Genomic DNA, 16,678 nt, shown 5'->3' with positions numbered 1-16,678 from the left:
AACCACGCAGTAAAATATTGGCTAATCCCTATCTTTCAGGATGAGCCGTTTATACCGTCTACTCCTGGCTGGCGCCCTAGGACTGCTACTGTATTCCTGCGCGCCCACCGCCCATATCCAACGCTTGGACGGCTCCCGGGTCAGGTCCGAAGAGCTAACCCGGCGCATCCAGCAAATCACCGATTCGGCGCAGGTGCATGGGCTGGCCGTAGCCGTGTTCAACGATAACCGCACGGTGTATACGCATGCTTTCGGGGTGAAAAGCACCGCCACCAAAGAACCGCTGCAGTTTTCAACGGAATTCTATGGTGCCTCGCTGAGCAAAGCGGTATTCGCGGTACTGGTGATGAAGCTGGTGGAGCAGGGCCAGTTGGCGCTGGACGTACCGCTGCAGCACTACCTGCCCAAACCCATCTACGAGTATGCGCCCCGCACCCGCTGGCACGACGACTACTCGGCCCTGCGGACTGACACGCTGTACCGCCGCATCACGGCCCGAATGTGTTTAACCCACACCAGCGGCTTCGCCAACTGGCGCTGGGACGAGAAGGACGAGAAGCTGCGGGTAAACCGCCGGCCCGGCTCGCGCTTCAGCTACTCGGGCGAAGGACTGGTGTACCTGCAGGTGGTGCTGGAGCACAAGCTGGGCCGTCCGCTGGAAGAAATGGCACAGGAACTGATTTTTCGGCCGCTGGGCATGCAGACTTCCAGCTACCGTTGGCAGCCGCAGTTTGAGGCCAGCTATGCCTTCGGACACGACACAAAAGGTACCGTGCTGGAAAAGGACAAAGACAACGAGCCCCGCAGTGCCAGCACCCTCGAAACCACGCCCGAGGACTACGCGAAGTTTATGGAAGCCGTGCTGCAGCGCAAGTTGCTCCGGCCCGCATCGTGGCAAGAGATTTTCCGGCCCCAGATCCGCCTGCGGTCTGTGCAGCAAATGGGCCCGCTGGCTCGCAAAGACACCACCTTCTACGACCACCTGCAACTGAGCTACGGCCTGGGCTGGGGGCTGCTCCAGTCGCCATATGGCACCGGCGCTTTCAAAGAGGGCCACGGCGACGGATTTCAGCACTACTCCATCGTGTTTCCTGAGCAAGGAATCGGCGTGCTGCTAATGAGCAACAGCGACAATGGCGAAAGCGCCTTCCAGAGTCTGCTACACCTGACTATTGCCGACCGTTTTACACCCGTAGAGTGGGAAAACTACACGCCCTACACCAAGCGGCGGCAGCCCTAGTCCACGGCTTCGCGCAGAAACTCACAGAACGGCTGCAGGGCCCGGAACGCGGCAGGCACGTAGGCATCAAGGTCCAGTTGGTGCACGGTGGCATCGGGCACTTGGTGGCTTACTACAAAGCTTTTGTGTTTGAGCAGCTCTACATCCGGATGGTCGGTGGAGTATCCGGCAGGGGCTTTTTTGAGCTTTTCGCCGCTGAGGCCCGCGTAATATTGCCGGAATGCGGGCGCCCGCAACACGGCGTGCAGGGCCGGGCCGTTGTAGTCGATTTCCTGCCGAATGCGAACCAGCTGTTCTTTTTCCGGCACATAGATTCCGCCGGCCATCATTGTTTGCCCATGCGGGCCGAGCTGTACATAGTAGCCGGGCCCGGTACCCGCTTTGCCACCACCCGAGAAATAGGCGCTGAAATGGGTTTTATAGGGACGCTTATCGTGAGAGAAACGCACGTCGCGGTAGATGCGGAAGAGGCACTTTTTGGGGTCTAGGCCGGCCAGCGTGGGGTCGTTGGCGGCCATCTGCTGCAGCCAGCGGGCTACGGCTACCTCAAATTCCTTGCGAAGCTGGTCGTAGGTGGCTTTATGCGCCTGAAACCATTCCCGTTCATTGTGCAGGGAGAGTTCCTCCAGAAAGTTAAACAGCAAAACAGTATTCATGCAGCAAGCGAAAGGCAGTGCCGGAGCACCTATGAGGCGGCGAGTATAGCCAAAGTTTGGAAGCCGGCCGCTACTGCTTGCCCCGCATTTCTTGCTGGCGCATGGGCATGGCATCAATAGTAGAAAACAACGTGGCTGGCGGGAGCGGCCGGGTCTCGCGGCGCTTCACGCCGCCATCTTTCCCAATCAACACAGCCGTGAACCCGCCAGCCGCCACGCCCAACCGTTGCGTGAGATACTGTTTGTCGGCGGTGGAAAGCTGACTGATGATGACTTCGCGCACCACCAAGTCGCGCGAGTCCAGGCCGGCGCGCACAGGTTCCAGGAGCTGCTGCTGGCGGCGTAGGTCGGCATCATCGGGGGCGGGGGCACACAGTAGCAGCACGCGTTTCTGCCATTTGCTTGCTTTCAGCAGTGCCGGCACCGACTGGCCAGCTGGCCCCTGTTGGGCTTGCAACACGGAGGCCAGTATAAAGCTGGCTATAAGCATACTGAGCAATACATACATGCGCATGGCAACGGCTGTTGAGGAAAGCATTCTAACGAGTTGTAGGCTGAGCGGGTGAGCCGGCTGGGCCACCCGGCAATACCTGCTCCAGCCACTCAAACACGGTTTGGTAGGCCATAGCCCGCACCTCAGGCACCGACAGAAACAAATCGTGGAGGCCGCCGGCAACGGGAGTTACTGTTACGTTGGGTCCCAGCCGCGGGGCCAGCTCCCGGATGTGCGCCACATTGAGCACAATATCAGAACGCCGAAAGTCATCGGACCAGGTGCGGCCCCACGCGGTGCGGTCGGAGTGCAGCACCAGTACCGGCATCACAATCTGCAGGCCCCGACGCACTTGCTGATGGCCTTTGCGGATGGCGCGCAGCCAACCGGCATTCACAGAAAACACGCGGTTAGGCTTCCAGCCCAGATCATAGTCCCACTGGCCCCGGTAGGCGCGGTGCAGACTTAAGCCATAGGTATCAGGCAGGCCAGAAGGCACGGGCAGGTTAGGCCACACGGCTCCCAGTCTCGTGAGCCATGGCACAGCCAGTAGCTTGAGCGGTGGCTGATTCAGGTCCAGAAACGGGCTGTTGAGCACCAGCGCCGCCAAGCCGGAATCTGTGCGGGCGTTGGCATAAAGCGCAACAATAAGCCCACCGGTGGAGTGGCCGCTGAGTACTTGGGTCTGCGCTCCTTCGGCCCGCATTACGGCCAGCGCCGCATCCACATCCTCAAAATACTCGGACAGATTCCGGACGTTATTAGGCCGCTGGTGTGGCAGCAGAGCACGGCCGTATTTGCGCAGATCTAGCGCGTAGAAGCGGAAGCCGTGGGCAGCGTACTGCTCGGCCATTTCCCGCTGAAAAAAGTAGTCGTTGAACCCATGCACATAGAGCACAGCTCGGGTGGTGGCTGGTTGCACCCGGTAGCGCACCAGCACGGCCCGCACGGCACCTTCGTAATCAGGTGGCTGAGGGAGGCTGCGCTGCTCGAAGTCGGAACCCAGCGGATCAGAAGTGTAGGTATCGGGAATGGAAGGGGAAGCCATGCCGGCAATACGCAAATCATGCACGATTGGGCATAGTAGGCAACAAAGTGGCTTTGCAGACTGCAAACAGACACAGAAAAAAACATACGCTATATACCCCACACCCTATACTAAGCCACGGTGCGGCCCCGTTTATTGCTCACATGAGGCCGAAAGGCGGTTTTCAGGAACCAGCCCGGCCCTCCTACTCTCCCCATCTATGCGCTTACTTGCTCTGCTGGCTGCGGCCCTGCTGCTGACGCTCTGTGTCCCTGCCTCAACGACGCTTGTGCCCGACCCGGCTTTCCGGCAGCAGCAGTTGCGGTTTCCGCGGGTGCGGGCGGCATATGGGCTGCATCAGACCAGCCTGCACACGCTGTTGCGCCGCCATGGCATCCGACCCGAACGGCTGGAGCTGTTCGTGCGGGCCTTCAAGCTGGGGCGGCGCGTGGAAGTATGGGGCCGGGAGCAGGAAACTGGGCAGTTTGTGCTGCTGCGCACCTACCGGCTGGCGGGCACGTCGGGCACGCTGGGCCCCAAGCGCCGCTCCGGCGACGGCCAGGTGCCGGAAGGATTTTATAGCATCAACCGCTTCAACCCTGACAGCGAGTATCACCTGTCGCTCGGCCTCGACTACCCCAACGCCGCCGACCTGCAGCACGCCACTCCTAACCCCGGCGGCGACATATTCATCCACGGCTCCAACGTCACCATCGGGTGCCTGCCCATTACCGATGCATGCATCCGGGAGTTGTATGTGCTGGCCGTGGAAGCTCGCGCCGCCGGCCAGGCCAGCATTCCGGTCCATATTTTCCCGTTTGAAATGACCGCCGAAAACCTGGCCCGCCGCGTTGGCAGCCCGCACGCTGCATTCTGGCAGGGCCTCACTGCCGGCTATCAGTACTTCGAGGACAACCACCAACTGTTGGTAACCGGAGAGGTGGTGAAGCTGTGAAGCAGGGGTGCCAGCCAGAAGTACCATCCGGCAAGGCCTACCCTCATGTAGCCTTCTCCGTACCTTTCGGGCATGGCGGCTTCTCTTGATGACTTACCAATTCCGAAGAACCTGCGCGACTCTGCCGTGCTCGTTCCAGTGTTCCGCGACGCCACGGGTGAGCTACAGCTCGTGATGGTGCGCCGCAGCAGCTTCGGTATTCACGGCGGGCAACTGGCGTTTCCGGGCGGCAAGCACGAGCCCAATGATGCGTCCCTGCTGGCTACTGCTCTGCGCGAGGCGGAAGAGGAAGTGGGACTAGCTGCCAACAACGTGGAAATTCTGGCGGAGCTCCCTCCCATAGCTGTGCCCACGGGCTTCCGTATTGCGCCGTTTCTGGGCCGTATCAGCCGGCCGGAGGTGTGGCTGTGGCAGCAGCGCGAAGTAGAGGAAGTGCTTGAGATTCCGCTCCGCCACCTCGCCGACCCCAGCCAGCATACCGAGGAAGACTGGCAGCTGGCCGGCTGGCCTACGCCCCGTCGGGTACCCTTCTACCGTGTTGCGGGTGGCCACAGCCTGTGGGGCGCCAGCTACCGCATCATTCAGCCCATTATCCAGCCTTTGTTGCAGGGGCATTGGCCCGTGTAGCACCAGCACGTTTCGGCTGGCGCCCATCCTGCTTCCGCACTTATTGCGCCGGGTAGTACCGGCTGACTGCTCATTATATATACATTTCAGCATATAACAATTGTACAATCCGAACAAAAGCACTGGATTATAGGCTAGGTCCTGGTAGAGGGCGGAATTATTCCTGCAACTTGGGCGTCTTCTCCCCATTCTTTCACTGATGAAGAAGGCATCCTTGGCAGTTACCAGACTACTCCTGATTTGGCTTGCCGTGCTGGCAGGCACCACGCAATCCAGCACAGCGCAGCAGGCTCCGCCCCGGCGCGTATCCGTGAACGTAGAGCAACTCCGGCAGCAGCTCACAGCTACCCCAAGTACCAGTGCCCGCCTCGGCTCCGTTGCCGCTTATCGGGTTATACTGCCCACGCTACAGGGCTCCCGCGCCTTTGTACTGACCGAAACCCATGTGCTGCCTGCCGCCGATGCCGCTGCCCGCCGACGCCTGCGCACCTATGTAGGCTACGAGGAAAATACCCCGGGCCACCGGGTGTCGCTGGTCCTGACGCCCCGCAGCCTAACGGCCCAGCTGCTGGCCGGGTCGGAGTCGGCAAGCCTGCGGCCGGCAGCCGATGGCACCGGCTACGAGTTGCAGCAAACGCCGCCAACTGGTGGGCCTTGCGGTACGCTGAGTCCGGCCGGCGACGTGCTGCGCCCCGAAAACTTTTCGTCGATGCCGGCCCCGTTCAGTTTCGGGACACAGCTGCGGCGGCTCCGTTACGCCATTCTGGTAACGCAGGAATACTACGCCGCCAATGGCAACTCAGATGCTGCTGTGGAGCAGGCTGTGGTAGCCGCCATGAACCAGATGTCGGGGCTGTATCTGCAGGAACTGTCGGTGAGCTATGAACTGGTAAAGCCCAACGGCGGCACCTACTACTTCTCGGCTATGACCACGGCCACCCTCTCCAGCGGTGCTGCGGCTGCGGCTGGGCGCCTGCGGGAGCAAAACCTGGGCGAAGTGGGAGGCTTTATCAATGCGCGTTTCACGCCCAGCGACTTTGATTTGGGCCATTGTTTCCATAACAACGGCGGTGGTGTCGCCTACGTGGGCATCATCTGCAACAGCACCTATAAGGCCCAGGCGTGGTCGGGGGTGACTACTAGCGGCTTCCAGCAGGTGTTGGCGCATGAAATGGGGCATCAGCATGGGGCGGCGCACACCTTCACGGGGCCTTGCGGTAGCCAGACGGCCGGTAGCAACTTAGAGCCCGGTGGCGGCGCCACCATCATGGCCTACACCGATGTATGCGGCACCCAAACCCTGCAGAATGTGGTAGGCACCGAAGCTGACCATTTCAATACCCGGTCTTTGGACCAGATGCGCACCAACCTGCGCAATGCTGCCTGCCCAACCGTTACAACCAACGCCAACCAGCCTCCGACTGTGAATGCCGGCGCCGACTATGTGATTCCGCGCAATACACCCTTCACGCTCACGGCTACCGGCGCCGACCCCGACGGTGAAACGCTGACCTACACCTGGAATCAGTTCGACTACACGCCCAACACGCAGGCTCTGGGCACTATTGCGGGCATCAACGGGCTAGCTGCCATTGACGACCCCGAGGCGCCTCTGTTCCGGCCTCGGCCACCCCGTACCACGCCTTCCCGCACCTTTCCCGACCTGCGCTACGTGCTAGCCAACAGCAACCAGCCCGCCAATCGCATCGGCGAAGCATTGCCCAACGTAGCCCGCGACCTGCATTTCGTGGTGACAGCCCGCGACCAGCGCGCCGCCGGTGGCACCTTCTCCACCGACAACGTGACGCTGACTGTAGCGCCTACTTCCGGACCGTTTGCCCTCACTACCCAAAACACGGCTTCCCTTTGGATTGGTGGGCAGCAGGCTACGGTTACGTGGTCGGTGAACGGTACCGACCAAGCTCCTATCGGTGTGAGTCAGGTGCGAATCAGCCTTTCTACGGATGGCGGGCAGACGTTTGGTGTACTGGCCGCAGCGGCGCCCAACACCGGCTCGGCGACTGTAACCGTTCCGAACGTGACGACCAGCCAGGCCCGCATCCGGGTAGAGGCGGTGGGCAATATCTTCTTCGATATCAACGACGCTGACTTCCCCATTGCGCCCTGCACACCTATTGCATCTCAGACGCTTCCGGCAACTCCCGTCACTGCAGCAGCTGGTAATGCGGCCCTCAACCTGACCCAGCAGGGCTACAGCTTGACCGAATATGCGGGGATAAATCAGCTAACGGGCACCATCACCGCTACCGACCCGGCCACCAACCTGACAGACTATAACGGCAGCAGCTGCACACGCTACAGCAACGTGACCTACTACGATGCGCACGTGTTTGTGCCATCGGCTACGGCTTCCTATACCATAGCTACACCCATTGGCTTTTCAAGCATGGTATTACGAGTGTATGACGGCAGTTTCAATCCCGACGACCCTTGTGCCAACCTGCTGGCCGATAACTACACCGGTTCCACGGCCCGTAGCGTTACTGTTTCGCTAACTGCCGGCCAGTCCTACACGTTAGTGGTGTCCAATTTTGGTGGAACACCCGCTGCTGGCAGCAGCTACAGCGTAAGTTTTGCTACCTCCCCTGCCGGAGGCACGGCTTATGCGCCTCTCCAAAGCCTCGGCTATGACTACCAGTATGTGGTGGTGAATACCACGACCAATCAAGTTGCACAGGTAGCGCCCACCGCCGATTTGCGTACGCTGCCCGCCGGCACCTATGACGTGTATGGCTTCCTTTTCCAGCGCGACTATGCCGTGAGTGGCCTGCAGAATGGCACGCTTGGCGGGCTGCAGGCAGCCCTGGCCAGCATAGCACCCTGTGGCCGGCTCAGCACCAACGCCCGGCGCGTAACTATCACCGGCACATCGCCTCTTCCAGTGGTGCTCACCACTTTCACGGGCCGGGAGGCGGGCATAGCCAACGAACTGCAGTGGCACACGGCTTCGGAGCAGCATGTGGCTTACTTTGAGGTGCAGCGCAGTTCCGATGAGCGGAATTTCAAAAACCTGGGCCGGGTAGCCGCCACCAACAGTGCAAGTGCGCACAAGTACACCTTCACGGATGCTATGCCACCTGAGGGCATGGCCTACTACCGCTTGCTTATTCAGGATACCGATGGGCAGGCGGCTTATTCAGGCGTAGTAACGCTACAACGCAGCGGCCAGAACCAGCCGGCGCTTCGCCTGGCTGCCTATCCCAATCCGGTTCCGGCGGGCGGCACGCTTCGGGTGCAGGTGCAAGCCCGGGAAGCGCAGACAGTAGAACTGACTGTAGCCGACGCGCTGGGCCGAACGGTAGTGCGGCGCGGCGTGGCGGTACCGGCCGGCACCTCCCTGCTGGCCCTGCCCGAGGCTCAGCAGTGGCACGGCCTGTATCTGCTGACAGTGCAAGGCGCTACCGGACAACACCAGCAACAGAAAGTAGTACTGGAGTAGCCCAGGTATCTTCTGAGAGTCCGACTTTTGGCGGCTGCAATCCGGCAGAATATCGTTTTGGCACGAAATTGCGTTCTGACCAGCGACGTACTTTCCGAATTCTATGAAACGACTTTTGCTTCTGCCCCTGCTACTACTGTTGCTACTGCCTAGTGCAGCACGCGCGCAGCGTGAGCAGTCCATCTGGTATTTCGGCCAGCAGGCTGGGTTGAGCTTCCCGGTGGGAGGCGCCGCCCCTACCCCGCTGCTCAACAACAAAATGACTACCTACGAGGGCTCGGCGGTGGCAACCAATGCCCAGGGCCAGCTCCTGTTCTACACCAACGGCGAATACATCTTCAACCGCCAGCACGCTGTCATGCCCAACGGCCGCAAGCTGATGGGCTCCAACTCCAGCACCCAAAGTGCCCTGGTAGTGCCCGACCCCGGCTCCGGTAACGTGTTCTACGTGTTTACGGTGGCCGCACAGGGCACCAGCAACGGCCTGCGCTACTCCGTAGTGGACATGACCCGCGAAAATGGCCTCGGCGACGTGCCCCGCGCCAACATGCTGCTCATTACGCCGGTAGCAGAAAAACTTACGGCCGTACGCCACCAAAACGGCCGCGACGTCTGGATTGTGGCGCACCGCTGGAATTCCAACGCCTTCGTAAGTTTCCTTATCACAGCAGAAGGGGTGCAGACCAAGCCCATTATGAGTAACGTGGGCAGCATGCACGCCGGCCCCGGCCGCAACGCCATTGGCGCCATGAAATTCTCGCCCGACGGCCGCAAGCTGGCCGTAGCGCTGTGGCGTGAGGCCAACAAGTACGAGGTGTTCGACTTCGACCGGAGCACTGGCCTTGTCAGCAACCCCAAAACCTTTGCTCCTTACCCAGAAGCGTATGGTGTGGAATTTTCGCCTGATGGCAGCAAGCTTTATGGCTCCAGCAACGGCGAAGGTGGCGGCCAGGCCCAGATCTTCCAGTTCGACCTGAAAACCGGCGCCGCTACGGTCGTGGGCAAGTCGGCGAACCGCAAAGTGGGCTCCCTGCAGCGCGCTCCTGATGGCAAGATTTACATTGCCCGCGAGGACAACCAGTTTCTGGGCATCATCGAAAATCCTAACGCCGAAGGCACCGCCGCCAAATACATCGACGACGGCCTGAAACTGGGTGGCCGCCGCAGTAAGCTAGGCCTGCCAAACTTCCTTACCGAGCCCGGCAAGTAGCTGGTCAGCACAACTCCCAAATTGCCCATAAATCAAGAACGGGCCGCCTGCGCGAAATGCAGGAGGCCCGTTCTTATTTGAGACAAGGCATGCCGGATTCGGTGACTCTTACCTCCTTCGCTTACCCTATTTTACCGTCCCGATTTTGAAGCGGAGCGTGCCCATGGCCACGGAGGCGTAGGGCCGCTCGTCGCTGAGCAGGCCGCGCAGGTCGCGGGTACCAAAGCCCAGCTCGTAAACTTTTGTTGCAATGGCAAAGCCCACGGGGATACCCATGCCGTAGCCTGCTCCCGACGTGACGCCTGTGCTGAGCCGAATCCAGCTTAGGGGCTTCACATCCAGCGCAACGCCATAGAATGCTGCGGGAATATTACCGGCCACATCGTTCAGCGGCATCGTTACATCGGCCCCCACTTCCAGGCGGCTACCTACTCTGATGCCGGCTCCCGCCCGGAACTTGGTGGGCAGGCTGGCCTTGCGCTCCTGCGCCGGCTTGTACTGAAACAGACTGTCGGTACCGGAGGCAAAGATGTCAGCCAATTCGGAGAAGAATTCATAACTGTCGGCACCGTTGGAGCGAAGCCGCTTTAGCTTCTGGTCGTTGGCAGTGAGCAGGTTTCCTTCCCAGGTCATTTGCCCTATATCCGTAACGGAAGCGCCCAGGCGCAGTTTTTTGCCAACTTCCGCTGCTATGCCCACATCGTAGCCGTGGCCCCGGCCTACCGGTTGCAGCAGCTTGTCGGTATCTTTCTGCAGGTTGAAGCTGGGGTTGTTGACGACGCTGCCATAGTCCACATTAAACTGCGGCGACAGGGCGCTATAGGCTTCCAGTTGCCCGTCTTTGGAACGCACATCTACCACGCCTACACCCTGGATGTACCGGTAGCCCGCCCCCACCGACAGCACAAACGCGGGCAGGCTCAGCACCTGGCGGCCGTAGGCAAGGTTATATTCATTGTAGGCCGCCATCTGGATGGACGTACCCTCGAGCACCTCCGATACGAGAGGCGCAGTGGCCGGATTGAAGTTGGCGGGATAGATGGGAGCATCTTTGCCCAGCCACAGCAGCTCGGCGGTGTTCTTGTTGAGGCCCAGGTGGGTGGTGACACGCTGCCGGCTGCTAAATGCAAAACTACCCACCATGGGCAGCACTACCGAAAATGCAACCGGAGTGGCATCAACGTTGAGATTGAGCACGTTGTCGGAGGTGAAGGTGCGGGCCATTTCCTGCTTCTGGGCCATGTTGAGCTCTTCGCCCGAGTCTTCGATAAACTTGCGTAGCTGCGTGCGCGTCAACGCCTGGGACCCTACTCCCACGCCAACTTCGCCAATGGTAAAAGCTACCCGCGCGTTGTCATTGCGGCCCAGGTTGGCCGGGTTGATGCCAATGGCCTGAAAGTCGGTGACAAAGGTGGTGGCGACGCCCCCACGGGCTACATTCGAGAAATTCCCCAGCTCGGTTTGCGCCTGCACAGCGGCGGTGGTAGCAAGAAAGAGTGATATAAAAGAGGCAACGGTGCGGCAGGACATGCGTGGAGCTTTAGTATGAATTATTCCACAACAAATAGACCCCAATTCGCACGACACCACAATACCTACTTCTAGGTATTCTTGCTTTCCTATATTTCAGGTTAGTTACTATGCCCTATTTGCACGGCACACATAGCAAAACCCACCTACCGGTCTGGTCCATGCTCTATGAACCAGACTGGTAGGTGGGTACAGTGGTAGCCGAAATGCTGTCTTAGCGCGCCCGGCCAATCTTGAACCGCAGCACACCCATTGCGACGGAGTAGTAAGGGCTACTGTCGGAAATGAGGCCTACTACGTCGCGGGTGCTAATACCGGCCTCGTAGTGCGCAGTGGAGAAGGTGATGCCAAGCGGCACGCTGGTACCATAGCCGGCCCCTCCGGTAACGCCGGTGCTGAGGCGCACCCACGAAACCGGTTTGAAATCAAGGCCCAGGCCTACCAACGACGAATTTATATTTCCTGCCACCTTGTTGAGTGGCACGGCCGCATCGACGCCTGCTTCCAGTTTTTCGCCGAGCTGCACAGAAGCGCCGGCCCGGAATTTGGCAGGCAGCGTTTCTTCCTTCTGCTTGTCGGGGTTGTAGGTGAAGACGGCATCGGAACTGCTTCCAAACAGCTGTGATGCTTCCTTGAAGATATTATAGGTATCAACCCCGCCGGACGTTACTTTCTTCAGATTCTGGTCATTGGCGGTCAGCACGTTACCTTCCCAGGTCATGCTACCCAAATCGGTAACCGATACGCCGATGCGCACCAGCTCGCTGATTTCTGCCGTCAGGCCCAGGTCGAAGCCGTGGCCGGAACCCACCGCCTTCAAGCCGCTGCCGGTGCGGTAGTCGAAGTTGGGACTGGTCGTTACGGTACCGTAATCCACTTTGAACAGCGGCGACAGGGAGCTGAAAGCATTTACTTCCCCGTCCGTTATGCGCACATCGAGCATGCCAATGCCCCGGATATAGCGGTAGCCTACCCCAGCTGACAGCTTAAATCCGTCTGTGTCCAGCACTTGCGCGCCGTAGCCCACGTTGTACTCATCGGTCCATTGCAGCTGCAGCTCGGTGCCTGCCAGCGCCGCCGAAATCATAGGCGCTTTGGCCGGGTCGTACTGCCCGTTGGTCTGGTAGGTGCTTACCTGGTAGATTTTGGCGTTGGAACCGTTGAAGAGCACATCCGATGCCGTTTCGTTCAGGCCCACATGCCCTACCACGCGCTGGCGGTTGCTAAAGGCTACTGCCCCAATTGGCAGCGTAATGGCTAGGCCTACTGAGGTAGCCGCTACATTCACATTGAGGGCGTTGCCGTTGGTGAAGCTGGCCGTCAGGGCGGTTTTGTCGGCTGGAGTCAGCTGGTCTTCGGCATGAAACGCTATGTTTTTCAGCTGCGTACCGGTCAGCGACTGAGAGCCGGCGCCCAGCCCCAGCTCCAGCAGACCGAACGTCACGAGAGGCTGGTTTTCCATCTCCCGGCCCAGGTTGGCGGGATTAATACCCAGCGCCTGATAGTCGGTAACGAAAGGTGTGGCGACGCCGCCGCGGCCGGTAGCCGTGAAGCTGCTCAGCTCGTTCTGGGCCCGGAGCCCGGTACTAGCGCCTAGCACCAAGGCAATGGCGGCGGCAGATAAAGAGTAGCGGTTTGCTTGCATAGCAGGAAAGTGAAAGCGAGAATAAGACCAAGACCTGTGATTATACTTGGCCAAATGTAGCATTATGAGGTAGTTTGCACGCTCCTTCTTTTTCCGGCCCCACTTTCACTGGTCGGCTCCTTCCTGCTGCATGGCCAAGCGTTTTTCCGTTTCCGAATACACCGACGGCATCCTCAGCGGCAACCGGGTGTTGCTTAGCCGCGCCATCACGCTCGTGGAAAGCACCCTGCCCTCCGACCAGCAGCTGGCCCAGCAGGTGCTGGACGTGGTATTGCCGCATGCGGGCCGGTCGGTGCGGGTAGGCATTACGGGAGTACCAGGCGTAGGCAAAAGCACATTTATCGAGGCATTGGGCCTGCATCTGGTACAGGAAAAAGGCCACCGGCTGGCGGTGCTGGCCGTAGACCCTAGCTCTCAGCGCAGCGGCGGCAGCATCCTCGGCGACAAAACCCGCATGAACCTGCTGGCTGCGCATACCTCAGCTTACATCCGGCCTTCTCCCGCTGGCCGCAGCCTAGGGGGCGTCACGCAGAGCACGCGCGAGGCCATGGTGCTGTGCGAAGCAGCCGGCCACGACGTTATTTTTGTGGAAACCGTAGGCGTGGGGCAGAGCGAAACGGCCGTACACGGCATGGTCGACTTCTTCCTCCTCCTAATGCTGGCCGGAGCCGGCGACGAGCTGCAGGGCATCAAGAAGGGCATTATGGAAATGGCTGATGCCGTGACCATCACCAAAGCGGATGCCGGCAACGAGCAGGCCGCCCGCCGCGCCCGCGCTGAATATCAGAACGCGCTGCACTTGTTTCCGCTGGCTCCCAGCCAATGGAGCCCGGTCGTCACGACCTCCTCGGCGCTTACCGGGCAGGGGGTGCCGGAAGTATGGGAAGTAGTGCACCGCTACGTGCAGCAAATGCAAGAAAACGGGTACTTCCAGCGCCGCCGCCAAGAACAGAACCTGCACTGGCTTCACGAGACTATCCGGGAAGCGCTGGAGGCACGCTTTTATGCTCGCCCCGAAGTGGCGCAGCGGCTCGCTGGCCTGAAAGAGCAGGTGATGGACGGCCGTAAATCGGCGTTTGGAGCGGCCGAGGAATTGCTGGGGCTGTAGCCGCTACACCCGTTTCGGGCGTAGCGCCAGGTAGTCGAGGTAGTAGAGGATTTTGACCGACACTGAGTTGTTGTGCGGAGTATTGATGGTGTTGTTGAGGTTGTTGAAGTAAAGCGGCGTGGCTTCGTTGGCCTGCAGGAAATTGGTGCCGGCATTCTTCCAGACGATGCTTACCTGCGAGCCAGGCGCAAACCACCACGAATACACAGCATCAATGTTGAAGGCGTTGTAGGTGTTGTCGCGGTTGCGGGTGTAGTCTATGCGAGTTTCCTCGCCTCCGGGACGTAGGTGGGTGAAATCCTTATAGCGGACGTTGCTGGTGTAGTGGCGCAGGCGCAGCGTCAAGGACATGCGGTTATTGAACGTATACGCCCCCGATACCACACTCGCTACCGTCACAACCTGGCGGCGGCCCAGCAGCACATCTACCGGGTCACGGCCGAGCAGCGCGTCGCCACCCAGGGTGCGGATGACCGCCGTGTCGAGCGGTTCGCCAGAATCGAGGCCGCCATTCACGAAGCCAATTTGGTTGCGGCTCATATTCCAGTCGAGGCTGTAGCGGAAGTTGAGCTTGTTGTTCACGCGGTAGCGCGGCGAAATGCTCAGGCCGTAGCCAACCCGGCCGGAACGGTCCAGCCGCGCATCTTCCCCGTACACCCGAACCCCACCGTTGGCGTCCCAGGCAAGTTTTTTGCGGTAGTCGGTGGAGAAGTAGCCGCCCACGTTGGTGCTGCCGGGCACGCGCACATAGTAGGTGCCCAGCGGTTGGATCCGCGGCTCGTAGAAGTCGTTTTTGGCCGGGTCGAAGTTTACGTTGAAGCCCGCGCTAAGGAAGCTTTTGGTGAACGTGGTGTTCATGCCCGCCGAGATGTTGAAATCCTGGTAGCGGGTGGGCTTGTAGAGCAGTGTGTGCGTGATATTGCCCCACGTGTAGAGGTTATTGACCTTCCAGAACGGCTTGTACTTGTTGTAGTTGGCGTAGAAACTCTGGGAAATATTGTTGTTGCCGAACAGAATACCCAGGTCGTTGGGATTGTAGGTATTCGACTCGATACCCTGGTTGAAGCCCCACGTGAAGGCCCCGCTGATTTTGCCGATGCCAACCAAATATTTGTAGCCGTTTTGGTCGTCAATCTGGTCCTGCTTCCCGAACACGTTGCCGCGGCGGCGCGAATACACCAGCCGGCCATCCACGGCATAGGAGTTCTTTTTGTTGGCAAAGCGAAACAGGCCGCCCGTCACGTTGGCATCATAGGTCTGGCCGGCGCGCGTAACGTTAGTGTTGATGAGCGAAACGTATGAGTTGTTTTTCAGGCTCTGGTCGAGCACAACGATGTTGTAGTTGCTGAACGGCTGCGTCAATACCTCGCGCTCCTGGCCCGTTTCGGTGTGGCGCACTGTAGCGTATACATCGTTGCTCAGTGCATTGAATATACCTACGCCCAGCCCCTTGCTGGTCCGGCCCGAAACTTTGGTGGCATTCAGCAGGCGCGTATCGGAGGGGTTGCGCACCAGTTGCTCGTTGTCGGCCAGTGTCACATCGTAGAAGCCGATGGGTGTAGCGCCCACTCGCCGCGAGTAGAACAGGTTGCCTTTATTGAAAAGCTCAGTGCCTTCGGTGAAGAACTGCCGGTTCTCGTTGAACTGCACCTCAAACGGCGAGAGGTTGAGCACTTGGTTGTCGCTCTGCACCTGCCCAAAGTCGGGCACGAGCGTGGCATCGAGTGTAAAGCTTTCATTGATACCCCACTTGATGTCGGCCCCGCCATTGAAGCTGGTAGTAGTACGGCGCGTGCCGGCCTCATTGAGCGGATTGTGGTTGACGTAGCTCGACACGTAGGGCGTGAGCGAAAGGCGTAGTGGAGGTTTGATGTCGCGAACGCCCTGCAGCACGCCCCATTGGTTCACGAAGCCATCAATGGCGGGTTTCACCTCATTCCAGAAAAACGCCTGGTTTTCCTTTTTGCGTTGGCGCATAAAGTTCAGGCCCCACTGCTGCTCGGGCTGGTTGCTGAAGCGGATGGCCGAGTACGGAATCCGCATTTCCGCAATCCAGTCGGTGCCTTTGATAGCCGTGCGCGAGTCCCAGACGGCATTCCAGTTAAAATCCTCGCCGCCGGCCGGCGAATAGCGGCAGTCCATCTGCACGCCGCCGGTCGTCACGAAAAAGCCGTAGCCGTTGAGCTTGTCTTGGTAGGTATCGAGGAAGATGCCGATGAAATCGGTGTTGCCGAAATTGTCGCGCGGGGTCAGCTCCCGCAGAATAGAATCGGCACTGATGTCGTGCATCACGGCCCCGATGTAGAGGTTGGCGTCATCGTAGAGGATGCGCACTTCGGTGGCGTGCTTCTCGGGCGGGCCAGGGTTAGGGCGGTTCTGAATGAACTTGGTGGCAATGGGCGCCTGCTGCCATGCAGCCTCGTCCAGCTGTCCGTCCAGCTTAATGCTTTCTGTGATGCGCACGGCCTGCAACTGCTTTTTGGGGGCCAGGGTGGTAGCTACCGTAGTGGCGGAAACAGCCGGCGCCGGCTCCTGCGCAAAAGCCGGAGAAGCCAGCAGCCACAGGCTAGCCAGCAGGAGAAAAAAGAGCAAATGGGGGCGCATCACGACAAAACGACGGGAGGAAACGTGTACCAAACGGTGGAAAGAATAAGCAGACGCACGCCAGCCGGAACGGGGAATAAACGGCACAAACGTGACCAGAAGGAAGCAGTCAGCCAGAGGGTA

At 59.7% G+C, this 16,678-nt stretch carries 12 protein-coding genes; 6 read left to right on the top strand and 6 right to left on the bottom strand.

Annotation, left to right across the window (positions count from 1 at the left end; translation table 11 throughout):
* Positions 1-40: 40 nt before the first annotated feature.
* The gene (locus H4317_RS05095; RefSeq protein WP_185889068.1) at positions 41-1,240 is read left to right on the top strand and encodes a serine hydrolase domain-containing protein; all 1,200 of its coding nucleotides are present in this window, start codon (positions 41-43) and stop codon (positions 1,238-1,240) included.
* Here the strand turns inward: H4317_RS05095 and H4317_RS05090 are convergent.
* The 3 genes from H4317_RS05090 to H4317_RS05080 form a co-directional block, all read right to left on the bottom strand.
* Positions 1,237-1,896, bottom strand: a complete 660-nt coding sequence (locus H4317_RS05090; RefSeq protein WP_185889067.1) for a DUF2461 domain-containing protein — start codon at positions 1,894-1,896, stop codon at positions 1,237-1,239. The two genes, H4317_RS05095 and H4317_RS05090, sit on opposite strands and share 4 nt — an antisense overlap.
* Positions 1,897-1,966: 70 nt before the next feature.
* Positions 1,967-2,434 (bottom strand): DUF4174 domain-containing protein, encoded by a 468-nt coding sequence (locus tag H4317_RS05085; protein ID WP_185889066.1) that lies wholly within the window; start codon positions 2,432-2,434, stop codon positions 1,967-1,969.
* A gap of 1 nt (position 2,435) precedes the next feature.
* A complete protein-coding gene (locus H4317_RS05080; RefSeq protein WP_185889065.1) occupies positions 2,436-3,437 on the bottom strand; it encodes an alpha/beta hydrolase in 1,002 nt (333 codons plus the stop codon).
* Positions 3,438-3,636: 199 nt separating this feature from the next.
* Between H4317_RS05080 and H4317_RS05075 the strand changes: the two genes are divergently transcribed.
* The 4 genes from H4317_RS05075 to H4317_RS05060 all read left to right on the top strand — a co-directional run bounded on the left by H4317_RS05075 (position 3,637) and on the right by H4317_RS05060 (position 9,668).
* Positions 3,637-4,371, top strand: a complete 735-nt coding sequence (locus H4317_RS05075) for a L,D-transpeptidase family protein (protein ID WP_221899181.1) — start codon at positions 3,637-3,639, stop codon at positions 4,369-4,371.
* Positions 4,372-4,443: 72 nt separating this feature from the next.
* Positions 4,444-4,998 carry an NUDIX hydrolase gene (locus H4317_RS05070; protein ID WP_185889064.1) on the top strand — a complete coding sequence of 185 codons (555 nt, stop codon included), beginning with the start codon at positions 4,444-4,446 and terminating at the stop codon, positions 4,996-4,998.
* Positions 4,999-5,197: 199 nt separating this feature from the next.
* Positions 5,198-8,458, top strand: coding sequence for a M12 family metallo-peptidase (locus H4317_RS05065; RefSeq protein ID WP_185889063.1), 3,261 nt, complete (start codon positions 5,198-5,200; stop codon positions 8,456-8,458).
* 103 nt (positions 8,459-8,561) lie between these two features.
* Entirely contained in the window at positions 8,562-9,668 is a 1,107-nt protein-coding gene (locus tag H4317_RS05060) for a WD40 repeat domain-containing protein (protein ID WP_185889062.1), read from the top strand.
* Between the two features lie 126 nt (positions 9,669-9,794).
* Here H4317_RS05060 and H4317_RS05055 read toward each other — a convergent pair whose 3' ends face one another.
* Both H4317_RS05055 and H4317_RS05050 read right to left on the bottom strand, forming a co-directional pair.
* Positions 9,795-11,198: a DUF5723 family protein gene (locus H4317_RS05055; RefSeq protein WP_185889061.1), complete on the bottom strand. Its 1,404-nt coding sequence runs from the start codon at positions 11,196-11,198 to the stop codon at positions 9,795-9,797.
* Positions 11,199-11,412: 214 nt separating this feature from the next.
* A complete protein-coding gene (locus tag H4317_RS05050) occupies positions 11,413-12,843 on the bottom strand; it encodes a DUF5723 family protein (RefSeq protein ID WP_185889060.1) in 1,431 nt (476 codons plus the stop codon).
* A gap of 130 nt (positions 12,844-12,973) precedes the next feature.
* Between H4317_RS05050 and meaB the strand changes: the two genes are divergently transcribed.
* Positions 12,974-13,951 (top strand): methylmalonyl Co-A mutase-associated GTPase MeaB, encoded by a 978-nt coding sequence (meaB, locus tag H4317_RS05045; RefSeq protein ID WP_185889059.1) that lies wholly within the window; start codon positions 12,974-12,976, stop codon positions 13,949-13,951.
* A 3-nt stretch (positions 13,952-13,954) separates the two neighbouring features.
* Here meaB and H4317_RS05040 read toward each other — a convergent pair whose 3' ends face one another.
* A complete protein-coding gene (locus tag H4317_RS05040; RefSeq protein WP_185889058.1) occupies positions 13,955-16,543 on the bottom strand; it encodes a DUF5916 domain-containing protein in 2,589 nt (862 codons plus the stop codon).
* Between the last annotated feature and the right edge of the window lie 135 nt (positions 16,544-16,678).

The sequence above is a fragment of the Hymenobacter sediminicola genome (assembly GCF_014250515.1).
Lineage (GTDB): Bacteria > Bacteroidota > Bacteroidia > Cytophagales > Hymenobacteraceae > Hymenobacter > Hymenobacter sediminicola.
This window is presented reverse-complemented; position numbering and strand designations above follow the sequence as displayed.